The organism is Tenacibaculum dicentrarchi, from assembly GCF_964036635.1.
In the GTDB taxonomy this organism is placed as follows: domain Bacteria; phylum Bacteroidota; class Bacteroidia; order Flavobacteriales; family Flavobacteriaceae; genus Polaribacter; species Polaribacter dicentrarchi.
Map to the genome: position 1 here is coordinate 1,771,922 of NZ_OZ038524.1, position 26,798 is coordinate 1,798,719.

General features: G+C 28.6%; 24 protein-coding genes. All 24 read left to right on the forward strand.

The genetic code is table 11. From position 1 onward, the window contains the following. Positions 1–13 precede the first annotated feature (13 nt). The 24 genes from ABNT14_RS07660 to ABNT14_RS07775 all read left to right on the forward strand — a co-directional run bounded on the left by ABNT14_RS07660 (position 14) and on the right by ABNT14_RS07775 (position 26,617). Positions 14–391 carry a helix-turn-helix domain-containing protein gene (locus ABNT14_RS07660; RefSeq protein ID WP_101902713.1) on the forward strand — a complete coding sequence of 126 codons (378 nt, stop codon included), beginning with the start codon at positions 14–16 and terminating at the stop codon, positions 389–391. A 600-nt stretch (positions 392–991) separates the two neighbouring features. Beyond that, positions 992–1,474: a hypothetical protein gene (locus ABNT14_RS07665; RefSeq protein ID WP_348719375.1), complete on the forward strand. Its 483-nt coding sequence runs from the start codon at positions 992–994 to the stop codon at positions 1,472–1,474. A gap of 1,375 nt (positions 1,475–2,849) precedes the next feature. Next, positions 2,850–3,302, forward strand: a complete 453-nt coding sequence (locus ABNT14_RS07670; RefSeq protein WP_101902745.1) for a hypothetical protein — start codon at positions 2,850–2,852, stop codon at positions 3,300–3,302. A 208-nt stretch (positions 3,303–3,510) separates the two neighbouring features. Then, positions 3,511–3,804: a type II toxin-antitoxin system HigB family toxin gene (locus tag ABNT14_RS07675; RefSeq protein WP_101902746.1), complete on the forward strand. Its 294-nt coding sequence runs from the start codon at positions 3,511–3,513 to the stop codon at positions 3,802–3,804. A gap of 1 nt (position 3,805) precedes the next feature. Further along, positions 3,806–4,162 carry a helix-turn-helix domain-containing protein gene (locus tag ABNT14_RS07680; RefSeq protein ID WP_101902747.1) on the forward strand — a complete coding sequence of 119 codons (357 nt, stop codon included), beginning with the start codon at positions 3,806–3,808 and terminating at the stop codon, positions 4,160–4,162. Between the two features lie 608 nt (positions 4,163–4,770). After that, positions 4,771–6,102: a hypothetical protein gene (locus tag ABNT14_RS07685; protein ID WP_348719376.1), complete on the forward strand. Its 1,332-nt coding sequence runs from the start codon at positions 4,771–4,773 to the stop codon at positions 6,100–6,102. A gap of 665 nt (positions 6,103–6,767) precedes the next feature. Further along, on the forward strand, positions 6,768–7,577 hold the full coding sequence (locus tag ABNT14_RS07690) for a hypothetical protein (protein ID WP_348719377.1): 810 nt from the start codon (positions 6,768–6,770) through the stop codon (positions 7,575–7,577). A gap of 74 nt (positions 7,578–7,651) precedes the next feature. Then, positions 7,652–8,158 (forward strand): lecithin retinol acyltransferase family protein, encoded by a 507-nt coding sequence (locus tag ABNT14_RS07695; protein ID WP_348719378.1) that lies wholly within the window; start codon positions 7,652–7,654, stop codon positions 8,156–8,158. A 1,187-nt stretch (positions 8,159–9,345) separates the two neighbouring features. Next, on the forward strand, positions 9,346–9,492 hold the full coding sequence (locus ABNT14_RS07700; protein WP_348719363.1) for a hypothetical protein: 147 nt from the start codon (positions 9,346–9,348) through the stop codon (positions 9,490–9,492). 682 nt (positions 9,493–10,174) lie between these two features. Continuing rightward, complete coding sequence (locus ABNT14_RS07705) at positions 10,175–10,978, forward strand: hypothetical protein (RefSeq protein ID WP_101902729.1); 804 nt, start codon at positions 10,175–10,177, stop codon at positions 10,976–10,978. A 157-nt stretch (positions 10,979–11,135) separates the two neighbouring features. Then, the gene (locus tag ABNT14_RS07710; RefSeq protein ID WP_348719379.1) at positions 11,136–14,051 is read left to right on the forward strand and encodes a UvrD-helicase domain-containing protein; all 2,916 of its coding nucleotides are present in this window, start codon (positions 11,136–11,138) and stop codon (positions 14,049–14,051) included. Positions 14,052–14,172: 121 nt separating this feature from the next. Next, the gene (locus ABNT14_RS07715) at positions 14,173–14,319 is read left to right on the forward strand and encodes a hypothetical protein (protein WP_180947639.1); all 147 of its coding nucleotides are present in this window, start codon (positions 14,173–14,175) and stop codon (positions 14,317–14,319) included. 298 nt (positions 14,320–14,617) lie between these two features. Beyond that, positions 14,618–15,427, forward strand: a complete 810-nt coding sequence (locus ABNT14_RS07720; protein WP_101903799.1) for a hypothetical protein — start codon at positions 14,618–14,620, stop codon at positions 15,425–15,427. Continuing rightward, the gene (locus tag ABNT14_RS07725) at positions 15,428–15,823 is read left to right on the forward strand and encodes a hypothetical protein (RefSeq protein ID WP_101903798.1); all 396 of its coding nucleotides are present in this window, start codon (positions 15,428–15,430) and stop codon (positions 15,821–15,823) included. 294 nt (positions 15,824–16,117) lie between these two features. Continuing rightward, entirely contained in the window at positions 16,118–16,264 is a 147-nt protein-coding gene (locus tag ABNT14_RS07730; protein ID WP_180947639.1) for a hypothetical protein, read from the forward strand. A 235-nt stretch (positions 16,265–16,499) separates the two neighbouring features. Further along, positions 16,500–17,156: a hypothetical protein gene (locus tag ABNT14_RS07735; protein WP_101902157.1), complete on the forward strand. Its 657-nt coding sequence runs from the start codon at positions 16,500–16,502 to the stop codon at positions 17,154–17,156. Between the two features lie 4 nt (positions 17,157–17,160). Next, entirely contained in the window at positions 17,161–17,769 is a 609-nt protein-coding gene (locus ABNT14_RS07740) for a TIR domain-containing protein (protein WP_101902156.1), read from the forward strand. Between the two features lie 1,049 nt (positions 17,770–18,818). Beyond that, the gene (locus ABNT14_RS07745) at positions 18,819–19,571 is read left to right on the forward strand and encodes a hypothetical protein (RefSeq protein WP_101902748.1); all 753 of its coding nucleotides are present in this window, start codon (positions 18,819–18,821) and stop codon (positions 19,569–19,571) included. Positions 19,572–19,776: 205 nt separating this feature from the next. Further along, entirely contained in the window at positions 19,777–20,235 is a 459-nt protein-coding gene (locus ABNT14_RS07750) for a helix-turn-helix domain-containing protein (RefSeq protein ID WP_214984020.1), read from the forward strand. Continuing rightward, entirely contained in the window at positions 20,181–21,029 is an 849-nt protein-coding gene (locus ABNT14_RS07755) for an IS3 family transposase (protein ID WP_348719405.1), read from the forward strand. The genes ABNT14_RS07750 and ABNT14_RS07755 overlap by 55 nt, the downstream gene beginning before the upstream one ends. A 614-nt stretch (positions 21,030–21,643) precedes the next feature. Further along, the gene (locus ABNT14_RS07760) at positions 21,644–22,648 is read left to right on the forward strand and encodes an IS30 family transposase (RefSeq protein WP_214986491.1); all 1,005 of its coding nucleotides are present in this window, start codon (positions 21,644–21,646) and stop codon (positions 22,646–22,648) included. 234 nt (positions 22,649–22,882) lie between these two features. After that, a complete protein-coding gene (locus ABNT14_RS07765; protein ID WP_101902281.1) occupies positions 22,883–23,095 on the forward strand; it encodes a hypothetical protein in 213 nt (70 codons plus the stop codon). Positions 23,096–23,153: 58 nt separating this feature from the next. After that, entirely contained in the window at positions 23,154–23,990 is an 837-nt protein-coding gene (locus ABNT14_RS07770) for a GLPGLI family protein (protein WP_159459524.1), read from the forward strand. Continuing rightward, positions 23,990–26,617 carry a carboxypeptidase-like regulatory domain-containing protein gene (locus tag ABNT14_RS07775; RefSeq protein WP_101902279.1) on the forward strand — a complete coding sequence of 876 codons (2,628 nt, stop codon included), beginning with the start codon at positions 23,990–23,992 and terminating at the stop codon, positions 26,615–26,617. Before ABNT14_RS07770 ends, ABNT14_RS07775 begins: the two co-directional genes overlap by 1 nt. Positions 26,618–26,798 lie beyond the last annotated feature (181 nt).

Below are 26,798 nucleotides of genomic sequence, written 5' to 3' on the forward strand. Positions count from 1 at the left end.
AAAACATCAAATTATGAACATTAAACCTATAAAAACAGAACAAGATTACGACAAAGCTATTGAAAGGCTTGAGTTAATATTTGATGCAGATGCTAATTCAAAAAAGGGAGATGAAGCTGAAATATTATCTTTATTAATTGAAAATTATGAAAATAAACACTATGCTATTGAAGCTCCCGACCCAATTGAAGCTATCAAAATTAGAATGGAAGAAATGAATCTTAAGCAAAAAGATTTAATTGGAGTAATTGGTGGAAAAAGTAGAGTATCTGAAATATTAAATAAAAAGAAAAAACTAACAGTAGAAATGATACGAGAATTAGAACATCTTTTAAACATATCTGCTTCTGTATTAGTAAATAATTATAATCTATTACGAACTGGAAAATAACAAAGGGTAACACCGTATATAATTTATTACTAGTACTATCCTACTTACGAAAATCCTTAGGGGATTTTCTATTCCGCTTTTATTTACTAAATTAGTTGCTCGAAATACGCAACAAATAATATACAAAAACGTTAACCTGCATTAAGCCAAATTACACGGAATATTAACGGAATTAAGCGTTTTCGAAAAGTAAAATCCTGACAAAGATTACGTGAATCTGTTTGTAATGAAAATAGCCGACTTTCTAGCTCGTTTACGCAATCGAAACGGAATCGTAAAACAGTAAATTTTGACAAATATCACGTAAGATTTTGCTTATAATTCCGAAATGAAAATGGCGGACTTTTTAGCTCGTTTACGCAATCGAAAATAAAAATGAAAAAATGTTCGGAATATTCCCGATGTTAGATTTTTTAGCGTAAGTTTATATGAAAATTTAGACAAGTTAAATGCCGAATAAAAACGCTGAAAAATATGTGATTTTATAACGGTATTTTAATTAAAAAAGAAAAAACGCACGTTAACAAAGTGTATGAGCGCATATTTTCCTGGCGGAAAAATACGCCACATACACTAGGCGTTAGCAAATATTACAAAAAAATGGAAAAGGAATTAAAACAATTAATTGAAAAAGCTAAAATTAAAGATTATAAAAATCTTACAAAAGATGAAATATTGAGAATTACCGAAATGCAAGGTAGAAATGAAATAAGTAAATCTCAAATAGAAGCTTTAGTGAAAGTAACTCCTGAATTTGTAAAAATGCAAATTGAAGTTGTAAAATCATTTGCTGAAATGACTAAAAATATTAAAGATGTTCAAGTAAAGGCACTTGACCCAATAATTGAAAGTATAAAGAGTTTATCTAAAATTTTAGAAATAATAGCCACTAACGCATCAAGTGATGAAGTTCAAATAAAAGTTCTTGAGACTTCTGAAAAAATTGCTGATAAATATGAAAAAATACTCGAAATAAACCGAAAACAGCAAAAAAACAATAACAATACCTGGAAATTAGTCTTAACTACTTTTGCAACAGTTGCCGGAAGTTTAGCATTATTTCTTTATACAAAAAAAAGGTAATTAATTTAGGAAAAGAAGAATTATAAAACGCAGGAATTTACTCAAACTGAAAAAAAATTAGGGAATTTCCACTCAAGGTTTGAATTATGGAAATTAAGAAATCTAAATTGCTGAATATTTCTTAAAAAAAAAGGAAAAGTTTGGATATCGAAATATGTGTATGAAAAAAACATTTGCTAACACCATATATAATTTATTGCTAGCAAATCGCTTACTTACGAAAATCCTCACGGATTTTCTAGGTTAGTTTTTATTTAGTAAATTAGTTGCTTAAACCACGCAACAAACCATATATAAACACGTTAACCTGCATTAAGCCAAATTACACAGAATATTAACGTAATTAAGCGTTTTCGAAAAGTAAAATCCTGACAAAGATTACGTGAATCTGTTTGTAATGAAAATAGCCGACTTTCTAGCTCGTTTACGCAATAGAAACGGAATCGTAAAACAGCAGATTTTGAAAAATATTACGTAAGATTTTGCTTATAATTCCGAAATGAAAATGGCGGACTTTTTAGCTCGTTTACGCAATCGAAAATAAAAATGAAAAAATGTTCGGAATATTCCCGATTTTAGATTTTTTAGCGTAAGTTTATATGAAAATTTAGACAAGTTAAACGCCGAATAAAAACGCTGAAAAATGTGTGATTTTATAACGGTATTTTAATTAAAAAAGAAAAAACGCACGTTAACAAAGTGTATGAGAGCATATTCTCCTAGCGGAAAAATACGCCACATACACTAGGCGTTAGCTTTCATTAACAAAAAATTACGCAAAATTGGAAAAATAAAGCGGTTTAAAAAAGTAGAATCCTGATAAATATTACGCAAGAATCTGTCTGTAATTCTGAAATGAAAACGGCGGACTTTTAGCCTGTTTATGCAATCGGAAATCAAAAACTGTGGGATTCTGACAAATATTACGTAAGAATCTGTTTGTAATTCTGAAATGAAAACGGCGGACTTTTAACCTGTTTATGCAATCGGAAATCAAAAACTGTGGGATTCTGACAAATATTACGTAAGAATCTGTTTGTAATTCTGAAATGAAAATGGCGGACTTTTAGCCTGTTTATACAATCAGAAATGAAAATTTAGACAAGTTAAACGCCGAATAAAAATGCTGAAAAATATGTGATTTTATAACAGTATTTTAATTGTAAAAAAAATAACGAAAAGCTAACAACGTATATAAAAAATGCTTAATTTGGTCATAACACAAAAGTTAGTGCCGTTTTGCTACATCTGATTTTCCTGCGGAAAATCCTCGCACACAAAACAGCACTTTTTATACACAAAACCGTTGGCAAACATTTGAACGCAACCTTTTGAGAGAAATCTCAATATCATCTATATAAAAAACTAAATACAAATGAAAAAAATTAATTTATTACTTGTTCTAATTGCAATAGTATTCCAAGGTTGTAAAGATGATGATGAATGTAATCAACTATGCTTTACACCACCACAACCTTTTCAATTTGAAATTGTCGATAAAGAAAACGGAGAGAATTTATTCACAAATGAAACATTTGACTCTAATAAAATTACGATAACTGACAATTTGAATAATAATGAGTCTGTTGAATTTTCGTTTATATCTGAAAATAATATCAATTTGATTCAAATCCGTTCAATAGGTTGGGTAACTGAAATTGTAAATCTAAAAATTGACATATCTGACAATCATATTTTTAATTTTTACGTTGAAGCAGAAAGAATAGAAGATTGTTGCAGTCATACAGAATATGATGAAATTAATTTAACAGATTCAGAATTTGAATTAGACAGTCAAACTGGAATTTATAAAATACTTGTAGAATAAAAACGATTTGCCAACACCGTGCATAGTTCATTGCTTGTTCATTTTCCTTCGGAAAATTCTCGCACACGTCGAAGTTTGAGGTTTTTAAACTATATTAGTGCTATAATTCCGCAACGAAACCATGCACAAACACGTTAGCACCAATAAAAAAACCAAAAAAATAACCAAATTGGTAACTTTTTATTATATTTGCATAAATTAATAGAATGTGAGAATTATTGCAAAACGAACTTTACGAGATTTCTGGACTAAACATTCAGATTCCGAACAACAATTAACAGCTTGGTACAGAGAAACCGAAAAAGCAAATTGGGAATCCTTAAACGAATTAAAAAAAGAATATCCAAGTGCTAGTATTTTGAAAGAAAATAGAGTTGTATTTAACATCAAAGGAAATAATTATAGATTAATTGTTAAATTTAATTTAGAATATCAAATTTGTTGGATAAGATTTATAGGAACTCACGCCGAATATGATAAAATAAACGCAAACGAAATTTAAGATGAATATTAGACCAATAAAAAACGAAACAGATTACTTAAACGCACTTGAAAGACTTGAAGTCATTTTTGACGCAAAAAAAGGAACAAAAAAAGGAGATGAGTTAGAAATACTTTCAATACTAATTGACAAATACGAAAACGAAACTTCTCCAATTGGATTTCCTGACCCAATTGAGGCTATTAAATTTAGAATGGAACAAATGGGGTTGAAACAAAAAGATTTAGCAGAAGTTGTTGGGTTTAAAAGTAGAGTTAGTGAAATTTTAAATAAAAAAAGAAAATTGACATTGGAAATGATTAGAAACTTAAATTTAAAATTACACATTCCTACTGAAGTTTTAGTACAAGATTATTAAAATTACTGGTGCTAACAACATATATAATTTATTGCTAGTGCTTATCTACTTACGAAAATCCTTAGGGGATTTTCTATTCCGTTTTTATTTAATATATTTAGAACTTGAAATACGCAACAAACCATATATAAAACCGTTAACCTGCATTAAGCCAAATTACACGGAATATTAACGTAATTAAGCGTTTTCGAAAAGTAAAATCCTGACAAAGATTACGTGAATCTGTTTGTAATGAAAATAGCCGACTTTCTAGCTCATTTGCGCAGTAGAAACGGAATCGTAAAACAGCAGATTTTGAAAAATATTACGTAAGATTTTGCTTATAATTCCGAAATAAAACCGCAGACTTTTTAGCTCGTTTACGCAATCGAAAATAAAAATGAAAAAATGTTCGGAATATCCCCGATTTTAGATTTTTTCACGTAAGTTTATATGAAAATTTAGACAAGTTAAACGCCCAATAAAAACGCTGAAAAATATGTGATTTTATAACGGTATTTTAATTAAAAAAGAAAAAACGCATGTTAACAAAGTGTATGAGCGCATATTTTCCTGGCGGAAAAATACGCCACATACACTAGGCGTTACCACACATTTGAAAAAATACAATGGAACTAACCACAATTAATGAAATTAGAGAACTGAGAAATCAAATACGAGGAAGTATTAAATCTCTAAACTTGAACGAATATAAATCATTAGAATACGGAAATGAAAATGAATATAATTTTCGTGGTTTAGTTGGTGGTATTGAAGCATTATTAACTGACATATCTACTTTAACTCAGTATCCAAGCAAATTTGTGAAAGTTTCAACTTATACAGAACGAACAAACATAAGAGCCTATTTAACTACAATAAATTCTTATATAGAAAGCCCAAATAATTATATAACACATTTTGAGGCTTTAAAAATTCTTTTGAGAAATTATGACGTAAGATATTTTAGTGAAAGACATTTAGAGTTTGAAAAAGAAATTGAAGAAGTTAGAAAAGTCAAATTACAACTTCAACAAATTCTAGTAGAAGTAAAAGAAGTAAATAGTAGTATTGACGAAAGAAAAGAATCAATTGACGATAAACTAGATAGTAGTACTGAAAAACTTACTGAAATTGAAACAGAATTAGAAAAAATAACAGGAAGAAAAAACGAATTAATTGAAGAATCAGAAACTCTTCAAACGATAAATACAGAACTAAAAGCAATTAAGGAAAGTGCTTCTGAAAACTTAGACGAAATAACAACCTCATTAACAGAAAGCAAAGGAAACGAAAAATTAATTACTTCATTTGCAAGTAAAGTACAAGACAGAGAGAAAAGGTTAGACGAATTAGAATTAAACACTAAAACAAATAATGAAAAGCTTGCGGAATATGAAACGGAAAGAAAATCGATTTTAAAGCAAGCAAATCAATTAATTGAATCTTCTAAAAAAGCTTTGAACTACACAACAGCTGAGGGTATTAGTGCTTCTTTTCAAGAACAGTATAAAAATTCAAACAGTTTGAAAATACTTGGAAGTTGGATATTAGGAGCAGTTGTTTGTTTACTAGGGACAATAGCATTAGGAATTTGGATTTTAAAGAATAGCAATGATAGTATTGGAATTATAATTGGTAGAATATCACTTTTACCACTACCAATTATAGGAGCAATATTCTGTGCGAATCAATTTACTAAACAGAAAAACATAATTGAAGATTACGCTTATAAAATGGTTCTTTCAAAGGCAATAGTAGGTTTTTCTGAACAATTAAAGAAAAATGGAACAGAAGGTAATGGAGAATATGTTCATTACATTAAAACAGCTCTAGTTGAAATTCATAAAGACCCATTAAGAAAAAGAGAAAAAACAAAACCAACTGAAACAAAAGAGATAAATTTTAAAGATTTAATAGAGGTTGCAGAACGTATTGTTAAATTAACAAAAGTTCAATAAAAACGTGTGGTAACACCGTATATAATTTATTGCTAGTGCTAGCCTACTTACGAAAATCCTTAGGGGATTTTCTATTCCGTTTTATTTACTAAATTAGTTGCTCGAAACACGCAACAAACCATATACAAAACGTTAGCTTTCATTAACAAAAAATACGCAAAAATTGAAAAAATAAAGCGGTTTAAAAAAGTAGAATCCTGATAAATATTACGCAATTAGAAATGGAATTTTAACGCAGAATATTTTGAAAAATATTACGTAAGAATCTGTCCGCAATTATGAAATAGAAACGGCAGACTTTAGCCTGTTTATGCAATCGGAAATGAAAAACTGTGGGATTCTGACAAATATTACGCAAGAATCTGTCTGTAATTCTGAAATGAAAATGGCGGACTTTTAGCCTGTTTGCGAAATTAGGAATGAAAATTTAGACAAGTTAAACGCCGAATAAAAACGCTGAAAATATGTGATTTTATAACAGTATTTTAATTGTAAAAAAAATTAACGAAAAGCTAACAACGTATATAAAAAATGCTTAATTTAGTCATAATACAAAAGTCAGTGCCGTTTTGCTACATCTGATTTTCCTGCGGAAAATCCTCGTACACAAAACAGCACTTTTCATATACTAACCGTTGGCTGTAATACCAAAAATTAACTAATTAATGAAAAGTTTACTTGAAGAAAGATTGGAGGAAAAATATATTGATGCCGATAAATATATTTTAATACTTAAAAAATATAAACTTGAATATTTCATTAATAAAGTTATAACAACTATTGAAAACACAAAAAACGAAGAAGATATAGTTTCAATATCAAACACAATTCTGACAAATGTTAATGAAAATCTAAAAGGAATAAAGTCAAGTAATGATAAAAAAACTATAAAATACTTATTAAGCCATATTTTTAACGACTATATCATAAACTTAGATAAAAATATGTCTAAGGATTTCATACCTTCCCTAATTCAAAACTTTAAAAGAACCTGTGAATTATCAGGATATGATTTTGATGAATTAATACAACTTCTAAAATTAGATTTTAATATTAATCTTGATATTAAAAAAGTAGAGAAAATAGAAAACAAAATATACTATCAATGGAATAAAAAAGACTATGAATTAGATACTTTTGTCAAGGATTTAAAAGATAGAAAAATTATCAATAGTATTAAAGAGTTTAAATCACTCTTCAAAAAAAAAGGGAATAATCATTACACTATAAATTGCTCAAAAATTGACGAGTTACTTCTAATTTTTGTAATTCTTTACGAGTTAAAAATTATATCTCCTAAAAACACAAATGGTTACTTAAAACCTTTATTTAAATACGGAATAGACAATCAAGGAAAATTTTCATTTAAAAAAGAACCTAATAAACATCACGAAATACTAAAGAGAAATAGAATAAAATATAATAATGATAAAGAAAAAATCAGCAAATGGGTTAAATCAATTATTGACAATTAGTGGACAAGTATAATTGTCTATTAAATATTAGTGTATTTATATAGTAGATTTGTGAACTAATCAAAAAAAATAAAATGAATTTAACAACATTTACAACTAATTATCAATTAGAAGAAACAGATGCGATTGTTTTAAAAAAATCTTTTTTAGGAATGGTTGACCATTATGTTATATATATGGGTAAACGAGAAAATAGACCTATTTTCATAGCAAACTTTCAAGATGGTATAAAAGAGATCCCTTACTATGAAATCCAAAAATATTTAAATAAATATCAACCTGAAAGAATTGAGCGTTTTCAAGGAAGTTACGAAGAAAGGGCAATTGCCTTTAAAAGAGCGGTCTCAAGAATTGGAGAAAAAGCATATAATTATGTAAGTAATAATTGTGAACACTTTAAAAATTGGGTTCATTATGGCGAAAATTACAGCAAACAAGTAAATGCCGTAGGAAACGGTGCTATAGTAACGGGGTTAACAGTTGGTACAATTGGTTTAGCTAAAAAAAATAAGACTACTGCTATTGTTGGCGCAAGTATTATCATCCTTGGAGGAATTTTAAAGAAACTATCTAACAATTAAAAAGTACTACAGCCAACACCGTGTATAATTAATTGCTGGTTTCGGCTCACTTTGGAAAATCCTACGGATTTTCAGCGTTCGATTTTTATTTACTAAATTTATTACTTGAACATCGCAACTAATCATACACCAAACCGTTAACCTGCATTAAGCCAAATTACACGGAATATTAACGGAATTAAGCGTTTTCGAAAAGTAAAATCCTGACAAAGATTACGTGAATCTGTTTGTAATGAAAATAGCGGACTTTCTAGCTCGTTTGCGCAATAGAAACGGAATCGTAAAACAGTAGGTTTTGAAAAATATCACGTAAGATTTTGCTTATAATTCCGAAATGAAAATGGCGGACTTTTTAGCTCGTTTACGTAATCGAAAATAAAAATGAAAAAATGTTCGGAATATCCCCGATTTTAGATTTTTTAGCGTAAGTTTATATGAAAATTTAGACAAGTTAAACGCCGAATAAAAACGCTGAAAAATGTGTGATTTTATAACGGTATTTTAATTAAAAAAGAAAAAACGCACGTTAACAAAGTGTATGAGCGCATATTTTCCTGGCGGAAAAATACGCCACATACACATGACGTTGCAATTAATGGCGGAATTTCAGCCTGAAATTCCTAATTAGTGATTTATCTTTTCTAGAAATTAATATTGAATAATATTGCGCTGGAAAAATTGAAAATGACTGCTACTCTATTTTTAGATAGTAAACCCTAAAAAAGAGAAAAAACAGAATTGAACGCTGAAAAATAAAGCGTGAATAAATAAGCGGAAATTAATTAGGGCGGAGTTTTAAGCTGAAACGTGAAAAAAACAGAATTGAACGCTGAAAATAAAGCGTGAATAAATAGGAGGAAATTAATTAAAGCGGAGTTTTAAGTAGAAACGTAAAAAAAAGAAATAGAAATAAAACGGAAAAATTGAAAATTAAGAAATGAGAAATTTAGTTAGAAAATCACTAATTGCAACAACATATATAATTTATTGCTAGTGTTTATCTACTTACGAAAATCCTTAGGGGATTTTCTATTCCGTTTTTATTTAATATATTTAGAACTTGAAACACGCAACAAACCATATATAAAACCGTTAACCTGCATTAAGCCAAATTACACGAAATATTAACGTAATTAAACATTTTCGAAAAGTAAAATTCTGACAAAGATTACGTGAATCTGTTTGTAATGAAAACAGCGGATTTCCTAGCTTATTTGCGCAATCAAAACGGAATTGTAAAACAGCAGATTTTGAAAAATATCACGCAAGAATTTGTCTATAATTCCGAAATGAAAATGGCGGACTTTTTAGCTCGTTTACGCAATCGAAAATAAAAATGAAAAAATGTTCTGAATATTCCCAATTTTAGATTTTTTAGCGTAAGTTTATATGAAAATTTAGACAAGTTAAACGCCGAATAAAAACGCTGAAAAATATGTGATTTTATAACGGTATTTTAATTAAAAAAGAAAAAAACGCACGTTAACAAAGTGTATGAGCGCATATTTTCCTGGCGGAAAAATACGCCACATACACTAGGCGTTAACCTGCATTAAGCCAAGTTACACGGAATATTAACGTAATTAAGCGTTTTCGAAAAGTAAAATCCTGACAAAGATTACGTGAATCTGTTTGTAATGAAAACAGCGGACTTTCTAGCTCGTTTACGCAATAGAAACGGAATCGTAAAACAGCAGATTTTAAAAAATATCACGTAAGAATTTGTCTATAATTCCGAAATAAAACCGTAGATTTTTTAGCTCGTTTACGCAATCGAAAATAAAAATGAAAAAATGTTCGGAATATTCCCGATTTTAGATTTTTTAGCGTAAGTTTATATGAAAATTTAGACAAGTTAAACGCCGAATAAAAATGCTGAAAAATATGTGATTTTATAACGGTATTTTAATTAAAAAAGAAAAAACGCACGTTAACAAAGTGTATGAGCGCATATTTTCCTGGCGGAAAAATACGCCACATACACTAGGCGTTAGTAGCAATTAAAGAAAAAACTTCATGATAAAATGTTGGATATGTGAAAAAAAAGAAGCAAATTCTGATGAACATAAGTTTAAAGCATCTGATATAAAAAGAAATTTAGGAAAAAAGTTTAAAGCAAAATTTATTTCAAATGATATAAAACCTTTAAACACCTATAAAGATAAATCAATTAAATTCAATAATATTTTATGTATTGAATGTAATAATAATTTAACTCGACCACACGATAATGCGTATGATAAGTTTGCTCGATATATCGAAAAAAACTATGAAACGTTATTTAATCAAAATTATATTGATTTTGAACAAATTTATGGAGAGAATTGGCAAAATGAAAAATCGAACTTATACAAATATTATGCTAAACATTCAGGTTGCAGATTAAAAAGTATCCATAATAAAATAGACTTATCTGATTTATCTAAATTTATCACTGAAGGTAAAATACCTGAAACATTCACATTACAATTTGAGATTAAAGAACATATAAGAATGATAATAAAATATATGGAAATAATGAAATCTCATAAATATACTCATATGTTTATGAGTCCATTAATTGAATTTATCTATAATGAAAGTAAAATTTATGGTGGCTGGATTTCTTATGAATGGATTTCCATTAATTGGGTTTTATCAAATCAAATAAACCAAAAGAAAAAAATTAAAATAGAAAAACAAATTGAACCATTGATAATTACTAAAATTACGAATATAAAAACTCCTAAAAATGCAACGGCTGACGAAATATTGATTTCAGCAGAATATGGTAAATACAAAGTTGAAAACCTTAAAGAGCATATAAAAACGATAATATAAACTGCCACTAACACCGTATATAATTTATTGCTAGTACTCACCTACTTACGAAAATCCTTAGGGGATTTTCTATCCCGTTTTTATTTACTAAATTAGTTGCTCGAAACGCAACAAATCATATACAAAACGTTGGGCTTAATACGAAAAAACAACTCAAATGAATAGCATTGAGAAGCTGAAAGAAAATTTAAATGAACAACAATTAGAAGCTGTAACAGAAACTGAAGGTTTTGTTAGAGTAATAGCAGGTGCAGGTTCGGGAAAAACAAAAGCTCTTACTTCAAGATATGCATATATAGTTGAAGCATTAGGAATTAACTCTTCTAATATCCTCTGTGTAACCTTTACAAATAAGGCTGCACAAGAAATGCGGAAAAGAGTAAAAAGATTAGTCGGAGAAAATTCAGATTTGAGTTATATAACTACTTATCACGGATTTTGCGTTAGAGTTTTAAGAGAGGACATAAACAAGCTAAAGTACCCTAAGAACTTCATAATAATGGACGTTGAAGATCAGAAGACCGTTCTTCGTCAAGTATATAATGAACTTGGTTTAACATCAAAAGTATTCACTTTCAAACAAGTATTAAGATATATAAGTAAACAAAAAAACTCACAAGAATATTTGCAATATATACTTGAATCCAAGAAAAAAGAAACCGATAATGAAATCGAAAAAGTATTTATAAGATACTTAGAAAAACAACAACGGAATTTTGCTTTAGACTTTGACGACCTACTAAATTTTGCACTTTATATATTTGTAAATAATCCAGACACTCTTGAAAAGTGGCAGAAAAGACTGCATTACATTCAAGTAGACGAAACTCAAGATAGTTCGCAAAAACAATTTATGTTAATTGAGATGCTCTCACAAATTCATGAAAATCTTTTTGTTGTTGGCGACCCAGACCAAACTATTTATGAATGGAGAGGTGCTAAACCCGAAATTCTGGTTGATTTTGATAAACAATTCGTTGATTCAAAGACAATTATAATGAATCAAAATTATCGTTCCACACCGAATATATTAAACCTTGGAAATCATATTATCAAAAACAACAAGATTAGGGTTGATAAAGATATGTTTACTCAAAATCCCGAAGGAGTCGAAGTTGTCCATTTTCACGGTAAAAATGATTATGAGGAAGGTTTATGGGTTGCAAATGAAATTAAGAAACTTGTAGCTAACGAAACGTGTAAACATTCAGACTTTGCCATTTTATATAGAGCCAATCACATTTCACGCAGCATCGAACAATCTCTAATTAGAGAGAATATCCCTTATTCTGTTTTTGGTGGCATTAGATTTTTTGAACGTAAAGAAATTAAAGATGTACTTGCTTATTTAAGATTGGTTGAACTTGGGGATGATTTTTCTTTTCTAAGAGTAGTTAATACTCCAAGCAGAGGTTTAGGTAAAAAGTTTATTGAAAATGTAGCCAAAATTGCCGAAAAGGAAAATATTTCTCTTTACTCAGCATTAAAAGAAAATATATCACAAAAGGATTTAAGTCGTAAAGGAGCCATAGAATTTATAGAATTAATCGAAAAGTTTAAAAAAACAAAAAATGATTTAATTATCTCAGATTTAACCAAAGAAATAATGGACGAAAGTGGTCTTTCTGCGTATTATAGAACTGATGGAGACACAGATAGATTAGACAATGTAAAAGAACTTCAAAACTCTATTATTTTATTAGAAACACAGGATGAAGAACAAATAAATCTTACTGAGTATTTGCAAGAAATAGCACTCTATACAAATATGGATATTGAAGACGATAAAAATGATAGAGTTAAATTAATGACCATTCATACTTCTAAAGGTTTAGAATTTCCTTACGTTTTTCTTTGCGGTTTTACAGAAGGGGTTTTACCGAGTGCAATGTCAATTAAGGAAAGAAGAGCAAAAGCCATTGAAGAAGAAAGACGTTTGACCTATGTTGCTATAACAAGAGCTGAAAAAGCATTTTATATGACCGAATCTGAAGGTTTCAATTTCAGTACAGGTCTAAATAAATACCCTTCACGCTTTCTCTTTGAAATAAGCGATAACTATTTTGTTCGTAAAGGTGAATTAAGTCAAGAAATTATAGATGAAGCCAAAGAACAACTCAAATTAGATTCAACTCGCCAATCTATGCAAAAAAGATTTGAAGTTGGAGATATAGTAAATCATGCTATTTGGAAACAAGGAAAAATTATTGAAGTAAACGAAGACAAAGGTGAGTATCAAATTGAATTCTCTGAAACATTAAAGGTTAAACCAATAAATTTTGAATTTAGAGGGCTGTCAATAATAGATGTGCCTGCCGAAAAAAATGATGAAACCAAAGAAGAAGCCGAACGAGTTGAAAGAGAAAAAGCTGAATTGAAATCCAAAGAAGAAGCCGAACGAGTTGAAAGAGAAAAGGCTGAATTGAAAGCCAAAGAAGAAGCTGAACGAGTTGAAAGAGAAAAGTCTGAATTGAAAGCCAAAGAAGAAGCCGAACGAATTGAAAGAGAAAAGGCTGAATTGAAAGCTAATGAAGAAGCTGAACGAGTTGAAAGAGAAAAGTCTGAATTGAAAGCCAAAGAAGAAGCCGAACGAATTGAAAGAGAAAAGGCTGAATTGAAAGCTAATGAAGAAGCTGAACGAGTTGAAAGAGAAAAGTCTGAATTGAAAGCCAAAGAAGAAGCCGAACGAATTGAAAGAGAAAAGGCTGAATTGAAAGCTAATGAAGAAGCTGAACGAGTTGAAAGAGAAAAGTCTGAATTGAAAGCCAAAGAAGAAGCCGAACGAGTTGAAAGAGAAAAAGCTGAATTGAAATCCAAAGAAGAAGCTGAACGAGTTGAAAGAGAAAAGTCTGAATTGAAAGCCAAAGAAGAAGCCGAACGAATTGAAAGAGAAAAGTCTGAATTGAAAGCCAAAGAAGAAGCCGAACGAATTGAAAGAGAAAAAACTGAGTTGAAAGCTAATGAAGAAGTACTAAGCCCAACAAAGTATAAAAATAATGGCGGAGATCCAGAAAAACACGTAGATAGTACAAGTAATAATTTTTGGTCTAGATTTAAAAAGTTGTGGTCTTAATCCCGCCACTATTCTTATACAGACCGTTAACCTGCATTAAGCCAAATTACACGGAATATTAACGGAATTAAGCGTTTTCGAAAAGTAAAATCCTGACAAAGATTACGTGAATCTGTTTGTAATGAAAACAGCGGACTTTCTAGCTCGTTTACGCAATAGAAACGGAATCGTAAAACAGCAGATTTTAAAAAATATTACGCAAGAATTTGTCTATAATTCCGAAATGAAAATGGCGGACTTTTTAGCTCGTTTACGCAATAGAAAATAAAAATGAAAAAATGTTCGGAATATTCCCGATGTTAGATTTTTTAGCGTAAGTTTATATGAAAATTTAGACAAGTTAAACACCGAATAAAAATGCTGAAAAATATGTGATTTTATAACGGTATTTTAATTAAAAAAGAAAAAACGCACGTTAACAAAGTGTATGAGCGCATATTTTCCTGGCGGAAAAATACGCCACATACACATGGCGTTGGCAACAATTCTACTCATACCCCAGAAAAAAAGTTTGAATAAATACTAAATAAAAGATTGACAATAACTATATTTTTTAAAAAAATACTATGTATAGAGGATTTAATTTAAACTTTACCTTAAATGATAATGAATCTGAAGAATATGAAAAGCAGGGAAAAGAAATTTTTAATAATTTCAGGAAAGAAATCAAAAACAAAATAGATTCATATTCTCTTAATAATGGAAACCTTAGTGCCAACCTTATAATTAATGATTGGTTTCCAAACGTAAAAGCTGATATATTCTTATCTCATTCTCATAAAGACGAAAAAACTGCATTCATAATTGCTGGTTGGATTTATAAAAAATTAGGTTTAACAACATTTATTGATTCAGCAGTTTGGGGTTATGCTGATAATTTAATTGATGCATTAAATTACGATTATTGTTATAATGAAGAGAAAAAAACTTATGATTATAGAACATCTAACAATACTTGCTCTCATGTAAATTTAATGTTGCTTAATTCATTAAACAAAATGATAGATAATTGTGAATGTATCTTTTTCTTAAATACACCTAATTCAATTTCTTCTGAAAATTTCATTAAACAAAGTAGAACTTTTTCTCCTTGGATTTATTCGGAAATTTGTACAACTCAAATAATTAAAAAAAAGACACCAAAAAGACTTAAATCTGAATATAAAATGTTTTCGACAGAAGCTCAATTAAACGAAAGTAAACGTTCAGAACTTTTAATTGAATATGATATTGATTTATCACATCTTATGGATATTGATTTTGAAAGCTTTAGAAGATGGATTCTAGGAAATAATATTTATTCTCTAAGTCCTTTAGATAGTTTGTACAAAATGTTTCCCATTAAAAATAATCAAAAATATAAGCAACTTTATTAAATGGAAAATAAATTAAAACACCTAGAATTTATACAAAATACAATTACAAGAATGAGTACCAATTCCTTTACTGTTAAAGGGTGGTCTGTAGCAATTATTACAGCCTTATTTGCTTTTTCTGCAAATGAATCAAACAAAAACTATGCTTATTTAGTATATTTTATAGCTCCTTTTTTTTGGTATTTAAATGCCTTTTTTTTAATGCAAGAGAGGAGATATAGAGAACTTTATAATGAAGTTAGGTTAAAAAAAAATAATGTAATAGATTTTTCTATGGATGCATCTAAATTCAATAAAGGGAAATGTGCTTTTTGGAGAAGTTGTTTTGGTGAAACTATTTTTCCATTATATTTAATATTACTTCTTATTGGAACATATATAATTTTAAAAATGTAAAAAACTGTTGCCAACAATGTGTATAGTTAATGCGGGTTAAGTGCTTAACCAAAAGTTTTGTGTATATTTACTAAGTCCGTCAAATCATTTTGATTTGACTTTAGTACAGAAAAAAATAAAGGCAAACAAAATGCTTTGCCTCGTGCTAAATTGAAAGTCCTCTGACTTTCTATTCCCGCACTAAACCATACACGAAACGTTAACCTGCATTAAGCCAAATTACACGGAATATTAACGTAATTAAGCGTTTTCGAAAAGTAAAATCCTGACAAAGATTACGTGAATCTGTTTCTAATGAAAACAGCGGACTTTCTAGCTCGTTTACGCAATAGAAACGGAATCGTAAAACAGCAGATTTTAAAAAATATTACGCAAGAATTTGTCTATAATTCCGAAATGAAAATGGCGGACTTTTTAGCTCGTTTACGCAATAGAAAATAAAAATGAAAAAATGTTCGGAATATTCCCGATGTTAGATTTTTTAGCGTAAGTTTATATGAAAATTTAGACAAGTTAAACACCGAATAAAAATGCTGAAAAATATGTGATTTTATAACGGTATTTTAATTAAAAAAGAAAAAACGCACGTTAACAAAGTGTATGAGCGCATATTTTCCTGGCGGAAAAATACGCCACATACACATGGCGTTGTGCGTCATATAACCAAACCAACAAAATGAGTGCTATAAACGAAAAACATTTAGAATTTATTCAAGGAGTTATAAATAGACATAATTCGAATTCTTTTAAAATTAAGGGTTGGGCAATTACAATTACTTCTGCAATATTTGCTCTTACAGGAACAATTAAAGAACCTTATTTATGTTTCATAGCAATTGGGCCTATAATAATGTTTTGGATTTTAGATTCAATGTTTCTTGCAAATGAAAGGTGTTTTGTATCATTATACTCTTGTGTAGCAAAAGGAAATAAAATAAAAATACCTAAAGAGCAACTGAAAAAGAAAATAAGGAAAGTTTTAGATAATGACCCAACAATAACCGCTAAAGAATATTCAGTCACAGATTATTCAATGAATTTTGTTCAATTTAAAGAACTGAAAAGGAATAATTGGATTTCAGTTATTGGTTCTTATACAATTAGATGGTTTTATTTAGTTTTAATTCTATTAACTCTTATAACTTTTTACGGTCTAAAAACTTTAAATAAAACTGAAGAAGCAAAACCTTTGAATATAAATGCAACAATAACTAATTCAAAAAATTTCAATATAAATCCAATTGATGTTAATGCAACAATAATTTCTTCTGACACTTTAAAAATTAAAGAAATATCAAAACCAATTAAAATTAATAAACTCAAAAAAAAATAAATCTATGGCAAGAAAAACATTCATCTCATATAAATATAGTGAGGCTCAAAATTTAAGAGACGAAATTCTTGAAAGCCTTGGAGAAGATGCTACTTATTACCAAGGAGAAACTTCCGAATCTGCGGATTTAACTGACACTTCTACCGAAAATATTAAAAAGGATTTAAAAGATAAAATGTACAATACTTCTGTTACTATAGTCATAATATCGCCAAACATTAAGAAAAGTAAGTGGATTGATTGGGAAATTGAATATTGTTTAAAAAACATTACTCGAAAAGGAAGAACTTCACAAACAAACGGAATTGTTGCTGTCATACAAAAAGTTAATGGCAGGTATGATTGGTTTAAGACAATTAGCCAACAAAATGACGGCTGTCGTTCATCTTCTTATTCAACAGCATTAGTATATGACATTATAAATAAAAATAGATTTAACCAAGAACCGAAAGTTTACTCTTGTGAAACGTGTAAAATAGTTACTGAATCAACTGCTTCTTACATATCATACATTGACGAAGAGTCTTTTCTTATTGACCCAAATACATATATTGAAAACGCATTTGGAAAAAGTGAAAATTCAGAAGATTACGACTTAACAAAGGAAAAATAAATACGAACGCACAACACCGTATAAAATTAATTGCTGGTTTTAGCCAATTTACGTAAGTCCTCGCGGAATTTAAATTTGTGTTTTATTTGCTAACTTTGGTACTTAAAACACGCAACTAATCTTATACAACAACGTTAACCTGCATTAAGCCAAATTACACGGAATATTAACGTAATTAAGCGTTTTCGAAAAGTAAAATCCTGACAAAGATTACGTGAATCTGTTTGTAATGAAAATAGCGGACTTTCTAGCTCGTTTACGCAATAGAAACGGAATCGTAAAACAGCAGATTTTGAAAAATATTACGTAAGATTTTGCTTATAATTCCGAAATAAAACCGTAGACTTTTTAGCTCGTTTACGCAATCGAAAATAAAAATGAAAAAATGTTCGGAATATTCCCGATTTTAGATTTTTTCACGTAAGTTTATATCAAAATTTAGACAAGTTAAACGCCGAATAAAAACGCTGAAAAATATGTGATTTTATAACGGTATTTTAATTAAAACAGAAAAAACGCACGTTAACAAAGTGTATGAGCGCATATTTTCCTGGCGGAAAAATACGCCACATACACATGGCGTTAACCTGCATTAAGCCAAATTACACGGAATATTAACGTAATTAAGCGTTTCCTAAAAGTAAAATTCTGACAAAGATTACGTGAATCTGTTTGTAATGAGAATAGCGGACTTTCTAGCTCCTTTGCGCAATAGAAACGGAATCGTAAAACAGCAGATTTTGAAAAATATTACGTAAGATTTTACTTATAATTCCGAAATGAAAATGGCGGACTTTTTAGCTCGTTTACGCAATCGAAAATAAAAATGAAAAAATGTTCGGAATATTTCCGATGTTAAATTTTTTAGCGTAAGTTTATATGAAAATTTAGACAAGTTAAATGCCGAATAAAAACGCTGAAAAATATGTGATTTTATAACGGTATTTTAATTAAAAAAGAAAAAAACGCACGTTAACAAAGTGTATGAGCGCATATTTTCCTGGCGGAAAAATACGCCACATACACTAGGCGTTGGCAAAAATTAGAGAATGAAAGAATTAATTAAAGAGTTAGCAGAATATTTGAACAATAATCAATGGTTAAATTTGGTGTTTTTACTACTCGCTATTTCAAGTATTGTTGTTTCATATTTATTGTATTTAAAGTCCAAAAAATCAAAAAAGCCAACTTATATAATTAAGAGCTTTAATCTTGTAAAGGAAAAGGTTTCAAAAATTGAGCAAGTCAAAATTTTATATGACGAAAAAGTTATTAACAACTTAACTGTAAGTAAACTATCTCTTTGGAACAAAGGGAAAGAGACAATAGATAGTTCAGACATTGCACCAAAAGATAAAATTAGAATTGATATTGCTAAAAATCATAAAATTCTAAATGCAAATATCATTTATCAAAAGAAGATTGCTAACAACTTCAGTCTTAACCTTAATAAATCTCAAAGTTCTTTAAAGATAGATTTTGACTATTTTCATTTTAATGAAGGTGTCGTTATCGAATTATATCACACAGGAACTTCAAGTAGTGAATTAGAATTAAACGGAACAATAAAAGGGGTTAAAGAAATACAGAAAGGAGAAATTAAAAAGGATTATTTGATTGATTTAGTCTATGGTAAAACTTTAGGGCGACTAGGAGATAAATTAAAAGGTTTTTGGTGGAAAGTTTATTTTTTCATTACACTTCCACTATTTATACCTATAATTATAATAACAATGCCAATATCTAGAGTTTATGAAATGACAAGATTAGTTCCGAAAGAATTCGAACTGAATGATGAATAACTTTTGCCAACACCGTATATAATTTATTGCTGGCTTCTCTCCTACTTACGAAAGTCCTCTCGGACTTTCTTGGTCGGTAATTATTTATTAAATTAGTTACTTGAAACACGCAACAAACCATATACAATCACGTTATGTTTAACGGCGGAATTGAACTTTACTGAAATAGGTTGACTAAAAATTCATCAATTACTGATAGTCACTTATGAAATTACAAAAACAACCCTGGCGAAAAAAAACGTACGAAAAAGTAACATTAGAACTCAAATTATTCATCGTTGACCAAATTCAAAATGGTCAAATCTCTACAAACTTTGCCTCCAAAAAATATGATGTTCCTAGAACTACTATTTCATATTGGATTAGAAAATATAGTATCTTAGCTCAACAAAATAATGGTATGAGTAAATTAGATGAAATTAAAAAACTAAAGGAACGAATTGAAGAACTGGAGTTTGTAAAAGACTTTCAGCAAGATGTTATTGCCGATATGGAAATCATTACTGGAGTTGATATGTCAAAAAAGTCGTTGCCCGAAACATTAGCAAAAGAGATAGAAATAAAGAAGAAAAACATTTTAAAAGAGAATGGTTCTATCAGTGTTTTGGGATTAGTAAACAAGCCTTCTACAAAAGAATTAAAAAACAAGAAAACAAACAGTTAAATGATAAGAAACTAATTAAAATGGTGCAACAATATCGTAAAACTGTAGGTTCTAAAACTGGAGGAATTAAACTCTATACGGAATTAAAAAACGACATGGTTAATCAGAATATTAACATCGGTAGAGATAAGTTTTATCGATTTTTAAGGCTTCATAACTTACTTATTCCTAAAAGAAAAAACTATGTAACAACAACAAATTCTAAACATCTTTTTAGAAAATATAAAAACATTGTAAAACACCACGTTCCTACTCGACCAGAGCAACTTTGGGTAGCTGATATTACATACATCAAAACTGAAAATGGACACAACTACTTAGCAATCGTTACGGATGCCTATTCCAAGAAAATTATGGGGTATAAACTCGACAATCACATGAAGACATCACTTTGTACAGATGCGCTCGCTATGGCTATTAAAAATAGAGAATATCCTCATGAAAAACTTATACATCATTCTGACAGAGGATTCCAATATTGTAATCCTAAATACACTGAGTTTGCTGAAAGTAATGGAATTATCATGAGTATGACCGAAAAATATGATCCCTACAAAAATGCTATTGCTGAAAGAATAAACAGAACTTTAAAGTACGAATATGCTTTAAAAGAAACAATCAAAAATACAGCTATAGCTCAAGAAATCACAAAACAAGCCGTAGATATATACAATAATTTAAGAACACATTTTAGCCTAAATTTAAGAAAACCCGCAGAAGTACATTTAAATCCGAATATAAAATATAAATCATATCGAAAAAATAATGTAAATTTACCCGAACTAACTATTTAAAAACAAAGCTAGTTCAAATTATTTTTTGCATTATAAACGGCTAAAAAAAAATAGTTTGAACGATATAAATTAACCTAAAAAAGGTCAACCTATATCAGTATAATACAAAAATTACACGGAATATTAACGGAATTAAGCGTTTTCGAAAAGTAAAATCCTGACAAAGATTGCGTGAATCTGTTTGTAATGAAAATAGCCGACTTTCTAGCTCGTTTACGCAATAGAAACGGAATCGTAAAACAGTAGATTTTGACAAATATCACGTAAGATTTTGCTTATAATTCCGAAATGAAAATGGCGGACTTTTTAGCTCGTTTACGCAATCGAAAATAAAAATGAAAAAATGTTCGGAATATTCCCGATGTTAGATTTTTTAGCGTAAGTTTATATGAAAATTTAGACAAGTTAAACGCCGAATAAAAACGCTGAAAAATGTGTGATTTTATAACGGTATTTTAATTAAAAAAGAAAAAACGCACGTTAACAAAGTGTATGAGCGCATATTTTCCTGGCGGAAAAATACGCCACATACACATGGCGTTAGGTGCAAGCTAAAAAAAAACCGCTCCATTCAATAACTTAACGCAACAAATCTAAAATTATAGATTTGTAAAATGGAAATAAAAAAGCATAGACGTTTAACTCTAAAAGAAAGAGTTATTATTCAGACTCTTTTAAATGAAAAAAAGTCTAAATCTTATATCGCTAAAACATTAAAAAGAGCACGTTCAACAATCTTTAGAGAAGTCTCTAAATGGGTACAAAATAAAGAAGATAAATATGATGCTGAATTAGCACATTGGAACGCTAAAGATGATTATGCGAACAAAAGAAACCTTGATAAAATAAGCACCTATTCCCTACTCAAATTTTTTGTTTATAAAGGACTTTTATCTAACTGGACTCCTGAACAAATTTCAGGAAGACTCAAAGAGTTATATCCAAAAAACCCAATAATGTCTATTTCACATGAAGCTATCTATAGACACATTTACACCAGACCACAAGCTAGTTTAAATAAAAAATTAATAAAACTTCTAGTTCGTAAAAAAACAAGGCGGAGACCTCATAAAAAAAAACGTGGTGGTGGCTCTAAAATAATCAATCAAGTTAGTATTGACAACAGACCTAAGCATATTGAACTTAGAGATGAAGTTGGACATTGGGAAGGGGACTTAATCATTGGAAAAGACCATAAAAGTGCTATCGGAACAATTGTTGAACGCAAAACAAGGTTCACTTTAATCATCAAACTAAAATCGAAAAAAGCGATGGAAGTTGCCAATCAGTTTAGTAAAATATTGAATAAATTAAATCCTATTTATAAAAAATCAATGACATATGACAACGGAATTGAAATGGCAAGGCATCAAAAAATAACGCAAAAAACAGGTATGAAAATTTACTTTGCACATCCATATTCTTCATGGGAAAGAGGCACCAATGAAAACACAAATGGACTCATTAGACGATATCTGCCTAAGGGTACTAATTTTAATGAAATTAGCGAAAATCAACTACAAATTATTCAACAAAAATTAAACAATAGACCTCGGAAAATTATAGCGTACAAAACTCCTAAAGAAATGATGGATATTGAAATAAAAAACATAGCTTAGTACCATCAAAAATTAACAACGCTTTGTTGCGTTAGAACATTGAATCCAAGATTGCGTTAAAATTAAATGTTTATAAAAAGGAAAGGTTGTAAATTGAGGAAATAAAAGTCACTCGCTTAAAGAGATTTGAACATTGAAAGTAAACAAAATAGTAGAATTGAATGAATACCAAAAACGGGAATATTTCCCAAACCAACTTTTTTAAGTTGGAAAATTTCATAAAAAAGAAAAATTATGAAAAGTTTATTTTTAGGATTAACATTTTTATTAGCATCATTTAGTGGAACTACAGATGTTAAAGAAAGTGCAACTACAGAGGAATTTGTTTGTGGTAATTGGGTAGAAGTGAATGTTGAATGCGACAATAACTTTTCCTTATGCACAGATGATCAAACGTTTAAACAAGTATTAGAAGATGCTTGGTATTTCTCAAATGGAAGATGTTAATTATTTTTTTGTGCGCAAATTAATTTTGCGCACATTTAATCAAATACAATTATTAAATATGAAACAAATTTTAAAAGTATTATTTTTCTGTTTATTTACGAGCAACGTTATTGGACAAATTCAAATTAAGGGTAATATGAGTTTTCCTCCTATCGAATATAATGCAGAAAAATTAGAACAAACAAAACAAAACATTTATTATAATTATACATATATTTCAAACCCTAAAAAAACAGAAAAAACAAAGTCTTCTTTAACTTTACTCCAAATTGGTCAAAATTGGTCAAAATTTGTAGATTTTAATACTTTAAAAAAAGATTCTATAGAAGAAAAATTTAGCTATTATAAAAACTTAGGCGCAGTTGAATTAAATAAGTTACTCGCTATAAGGGCGAAAATAGGGTTTAAAAAAAATATTTTTAAAGATTTAAAAAATAACTCCTTAACAATTCAAAGTAAAATTTACAAAAAAAATTATGAGTATAAAGAGAAAAAAAATAGTTTAAATTGGCAGCTTGTAAAAGGAAATAAAACAATTTTAAATTATAAAGTAAAAAAAGCAATTATAAATTATGGAGGTAGAAAATGGATAGCTTGGTATACAGAAGAAGTACCAATTAATTTAGGTCCTTATGTTTTTGGTAATTTACCTGGTTTAATTTTAGAGTTGTATGATGATAAAAAAAACTTCCATTTTATAGCTATTGGTGTGGATAATAAACAAAAAGAAATTTATAAGTCAATTAAAAAAAATACAATAGAAACATCAAAAGAAAACTTTTTTAAAGCTGAAAGAAATTTTTATGAAAAGCCTGAAAATTTTATTACAGGAACTATTAGAGGAAGTGCAAATTTCAAAAAAATACCATATAACCCTATAGAAATTATTGATTAATGAAGTTATTTATAAGTTTTGGTATATTTTTTCTTTTTTCAATTTTTAGTTTTTCTCAAAGCACAATTAATGGTAATTTAAAAACTATAGAAGGTGTACCAGTTTCTGGTGTTAGTGTAACAATTAGGCTATTAAATACTATTTTAAACTATGGTATTTCTAATAATAAAGGAGAATTTTCAATTAGAATAAATTCTAAAACAGAAAAAATTCAACTTAAAATTAGGTCAATGGGTTTTAAAAATGTTTCCAAAATTATTGAAAATAAAACTCAAACTTTAAATTTTGTTTTAGAAGAAGAAATAACCGAATTAAAAGAAGTTATTGTAAAATCTTTACCTATTACTCGTAAAGGCGATACTATAAATTATTCTGTAAGTGCATTTTCTAAACAAGAGGATAGAACTATTGCAGATGTTTTAAAAAATATGCCTGGTATTCAAGTTTTAGATAATGGAAAAATTTTGTATCAGGGTAAACCTATTAATAAATATTATATTGAAGGGTTGGATTTATTAGAAGGTAAGTATAATTTAGCAAATAAAAACTTACCTTATAAAGAAGTTACTAAAGTTCAAGTTTTAGAAAATCATCAACCAATAAAGATGTTGGATACTTTAGTTTTTTCTGACCAATCAGCTATAAATATTAAACTTAAAAATAGTTACACTTTTACGGGGCAAGCAGAAATTGGTAATGGATTATCGCCTTTACTTTGGGATGTGAATGTAACGCCTATATTATTTTCAAAGAAAAAACAAATGTTAAGTTCTTATCAATCTAATAATACTGGAAACGATGTGGCTTCGCAATTAAAAACTTTAACAATTGAAGATTTATTAGAACAATTTGAAAGTAATAATGAAAAACAAGATTGGTTATCTATTCAAAAACTTCAAACACCCAATTTTTCAGAAAAACGTTGGTTAGATAACAACATTCATTTAATCACAAATAATTATTTACAAAAATTAAAAAACGATTATAAATTGCGGTTAAATGTTTCTTATATTAATGATTATCAGCAACAAAACGGAATTACAAATACTCAATTTTTCACTTCAAATGACACTATTAATTTATTTGAGCAGAAATATAACCAACTTTATATAAATACTTTAGAAACAAATCTAACACTTCAAAAGAATACTAATAAAAACTTTTTAAAAAACAGTTTACAATTTCAAGGATTTTGGGATAATCAACAAGGCAATATTCAACTCAATAATAGTAATATTGGTCAAAGTTTAAGTAATAGATATTTTAAACTATCAAATAAATTTAAAACTCTATTCTCAATTGGTAAACAGATTGCTTCATTAAATTCTTATATAGGATTTAATAAAACACCACAATCATTAATTATTCACCCAGGTCAGTTTAACGACTTATTAAATAATGGTAATGCTTATGAAAAAGTTATTCAAAACGTTGAACTTAATACGTTTTACACTAATAAGTCTTTAGGTTTCACAAAAGGTTGGAAACAATTCAGTTTTAGCCCTAAAGTTGGTTTTCAGTTTGAAAAGCAAGATTTAAAAAGTAAAATTTTAACATCAAACACAAATCAAATCTCAAATTTTGAAAACAATTTAGATTGGAGACGTGCCAAATTGTATTTTAATTTAAAAACACAATATAAAAAAGATGAATGGAGAATGGAATTGACAACGCCAGTTAATTTTCATAATTACCAATTAGAAGACAAACCTTTATTGCGAAATCAAAACCTCAATCGATTAACTTTTGAACCACGCTTCTCTTTAAATTATGATATCACTAATTTTTGGAGTATTGTTTCATCAGCCAGTTTTAGCAATCAATTTGGGGCTATAAATCAAGTATATTATAATTACATCTTGCTAAATTATAGAAACATACAACGTATAGATGCACCTTTACCTGAAAAACAAACTATTAATTATTCTGCATTTATAGGTTATAGAAACCCTATTAATGCTTTATTTTTAAACTTAACTTATTCAAATACGACAACAAATAATAACTTACTTTACAATACACAAGTTTTAAATAATGGTGCAATTGAGTTTCAAGCTATTGAACAAGACAATAAAAGACAATCTCATAATTTTTCTACGAAATTGAGCAAATATATTAGTTCAATAAACACAAATATAACGATGAGTGTCAATTATAGTCTACAATATTTTCAGCAAATTTTGAATTCTAATATAACAGATATCTCTAATCAAAATTGGGGTTTTAATGGAAAGGTAGATATCGATATTACTGATTCGTTAAATACAGAATTAACATCTACTTTTCAATTTTCAAACAATCAAATCCAAGAACAGAAAAATCAAACAATAACTCAACAATTTCATAAATTCAATATTAACATTTACCCAAAAGAAAATCAATACTTAAGTTTAAAAACTGAACTTATCAAGAATAATTTATTCTCTGAAAATACTAAAAATTTATTTGCAGATTTAGTTTATCGCTATACTTGGAAAAAGAAAAACATTGATTTTGAGATTCAATGGAATAATATTTTTAACACAGAAAATTACAGAACTGTAAATATTAATAATTTTAGTTATTTGGAATCTAATTTTATTTTAAGACCTACACAAGTATTGTTTAAAGTCAAGTTTTCATTATAACAATTTCGGAATAAAAAAAACGGCTACCAACACCGTATAAAATTAATTGCTGGTTTTAGCTTATTTAGAAAAGTTCTCGCAGACTTTAAATCTGTGTTTTATTTACTAACTTTAGTGCTTGAAACACGCAACTAATCTTATACAACAACGTTGTAATTAATGGAATAGAAGAATTTTACTG

Excerpts from the sequence above, each read along its gene's own strand:
- ABNT14_RS07680 (WP_101902747.1), top strand. The coding sequence starts at position 3,806 with ATGAATATTAGACCAATAAAAAACGAAACAGATTACTTAAACGCACTT.
- ABNT14_RS07765 (WP_101902281.1), top strand. The coding sequence starts at position 22,883 with ATGAAAAGTTTATTTTTAGGATTAACATTTTTATTAGCATCATTTAGT.
- ABNT14_RS07685 (WP_348719376.1), top strand. The coding sequence starts at position 4,771 with ATGGAACTAACCACAATTAATGAAATTAGAGAACTGAGAAATCAAATA.
- ABNT14_RS07660 (WP_101902713.1), top strand. The coding sequence starts at position 14 with ATGAACATTAAACCTATAAAAACAGAACAAGATTACGACAAAGCTATT.
- ABNT14_RS07740 (WP_101902156.1), top strand. The coding sequence starts at position 17,161 with ATGGCAAGAAAAACATTCATCTCATATAAATATAGTGAGGCTCAAAAT.
- ABNT14_RS07710 (WP_348719379.1), top strand. The coding sequence starts at position 11,136 with ATGAATAGCATTGAGAAGCTGAAAGAAAATTTAAATGAACAACAATTA.
- ABNT14_RS07760 (WP_214986491.1), top strand. The coding sequence starts at position 21,644 with ATGGAAATAAAAAAGCATAGACGTTTAACTCTAAAAGAAAGAGTTATT.
- ABNT14_RS07735 (WP_101902157.1), top strand. The coding sequence starts at position 16,500 with ATGAGTGCTATAAACGAAAAACATTTAGAATTTATTCAAGGAGTTATA.
- ABNT14_RS07775 (WP_101902279.1), top strand. The coding sequence starts at position 23,990 with ATGAAGTTATTTATAAGTTTTGGTATATTTTTTCTTTTTTCAATTTTT.
- ABNT14_RS07725 (WP_101903798.1), top strand. The coding sequence starts at position 15,428 with ATGGAAAATAAATTAAAACACCTAGAATTTATACAAAATACAATTACA.
- ABNT14_RS07705 (WP_101902729.1), top strand. The coding sequence starts at position 10,175 with ATGATAAAATGTTGGATATGTGAAAAAAAAGAAGCAAATTCTGATGAA.
- ABNT14_RS07730 (WP_180947639.1), top strand. The coding sequence starts at position 16,118 with ATGAAAACAGCGGACTTTCTAGCTCGTTTACGCAATAGAAACGGAATC.
- ABNT14_RS07670 (WP_101902745.1), top strand. The coding sequence starts at position 2,850 with ATGAAAAAAATTAATTTATTACTTGTTCTAATTGCAATAGTATTCCAA.
- ABNT14_RS07665 (WP_348719375.1), top strand. The coding sequence starts at position 992 with ATGGAAAAGGAATTAAAACAATTAATTGAAAAAGCTAAAATTAAAGAT.
- ABNT14_RS07695 (WP_348719378.1), top strand. The coding sequence starts at position 7,652 with ATGAATTTAACAACATTTACAACTAATTATCAATTAGAAGAAACAGAT.
- ABNT14_RS07700 (WP_348719363.1), top strand. The coding sequence starts at position 9,346 with ATGAAAACAGCGGATTTCCTAGCTTATTTGCGCAATCAAAACGGAATT.
- ABNT14_RS07720 (WP_101903799.1), top strand. The coding sequence starts at position 14,618 with ATGTATAGAGGATTTAATTTAAACTTTACCTTAAATGATAATGAATCT.
- ABNT14_RS07715 (WP_180947639.1), top strand. The coding sequence starts at position 14,173 with ATGAAAACAGCGGACTTTCTAGCTCGTTTACGCAATAGAAACGGAATC.
- ABNT14_RS07745 (WP_101902748.1), top strand. The coding sequence starts at position 18,819 with ATGAAAGAATTAATTAAAGAGTTAGCAGAATATTTGAACAATAATCAA.
- ABNT14_RS07750 (WP_214984020.1), top strand. The coding sequence starts at position 19,777 with ATGAAATTACAAAAACAACCCTGGCGAAAAAAAACGTACGAAAAAGTA.
- ABNT14_RS07770 (WP_159459524.1), top strand. The coding sequence starts at position 23,154 with ATGAAACAAATTTTAAAAGTATTATTTTTCTGTTTATTTACGAGCAAC.
- ABNT14_RS07690 (WP_348719377.1), top strand. The coding sequence starts at position 6,768 with ATGAAAAGTTTACTTGAAGAAAGATTGGAGGAAAAATATATTGATGCC.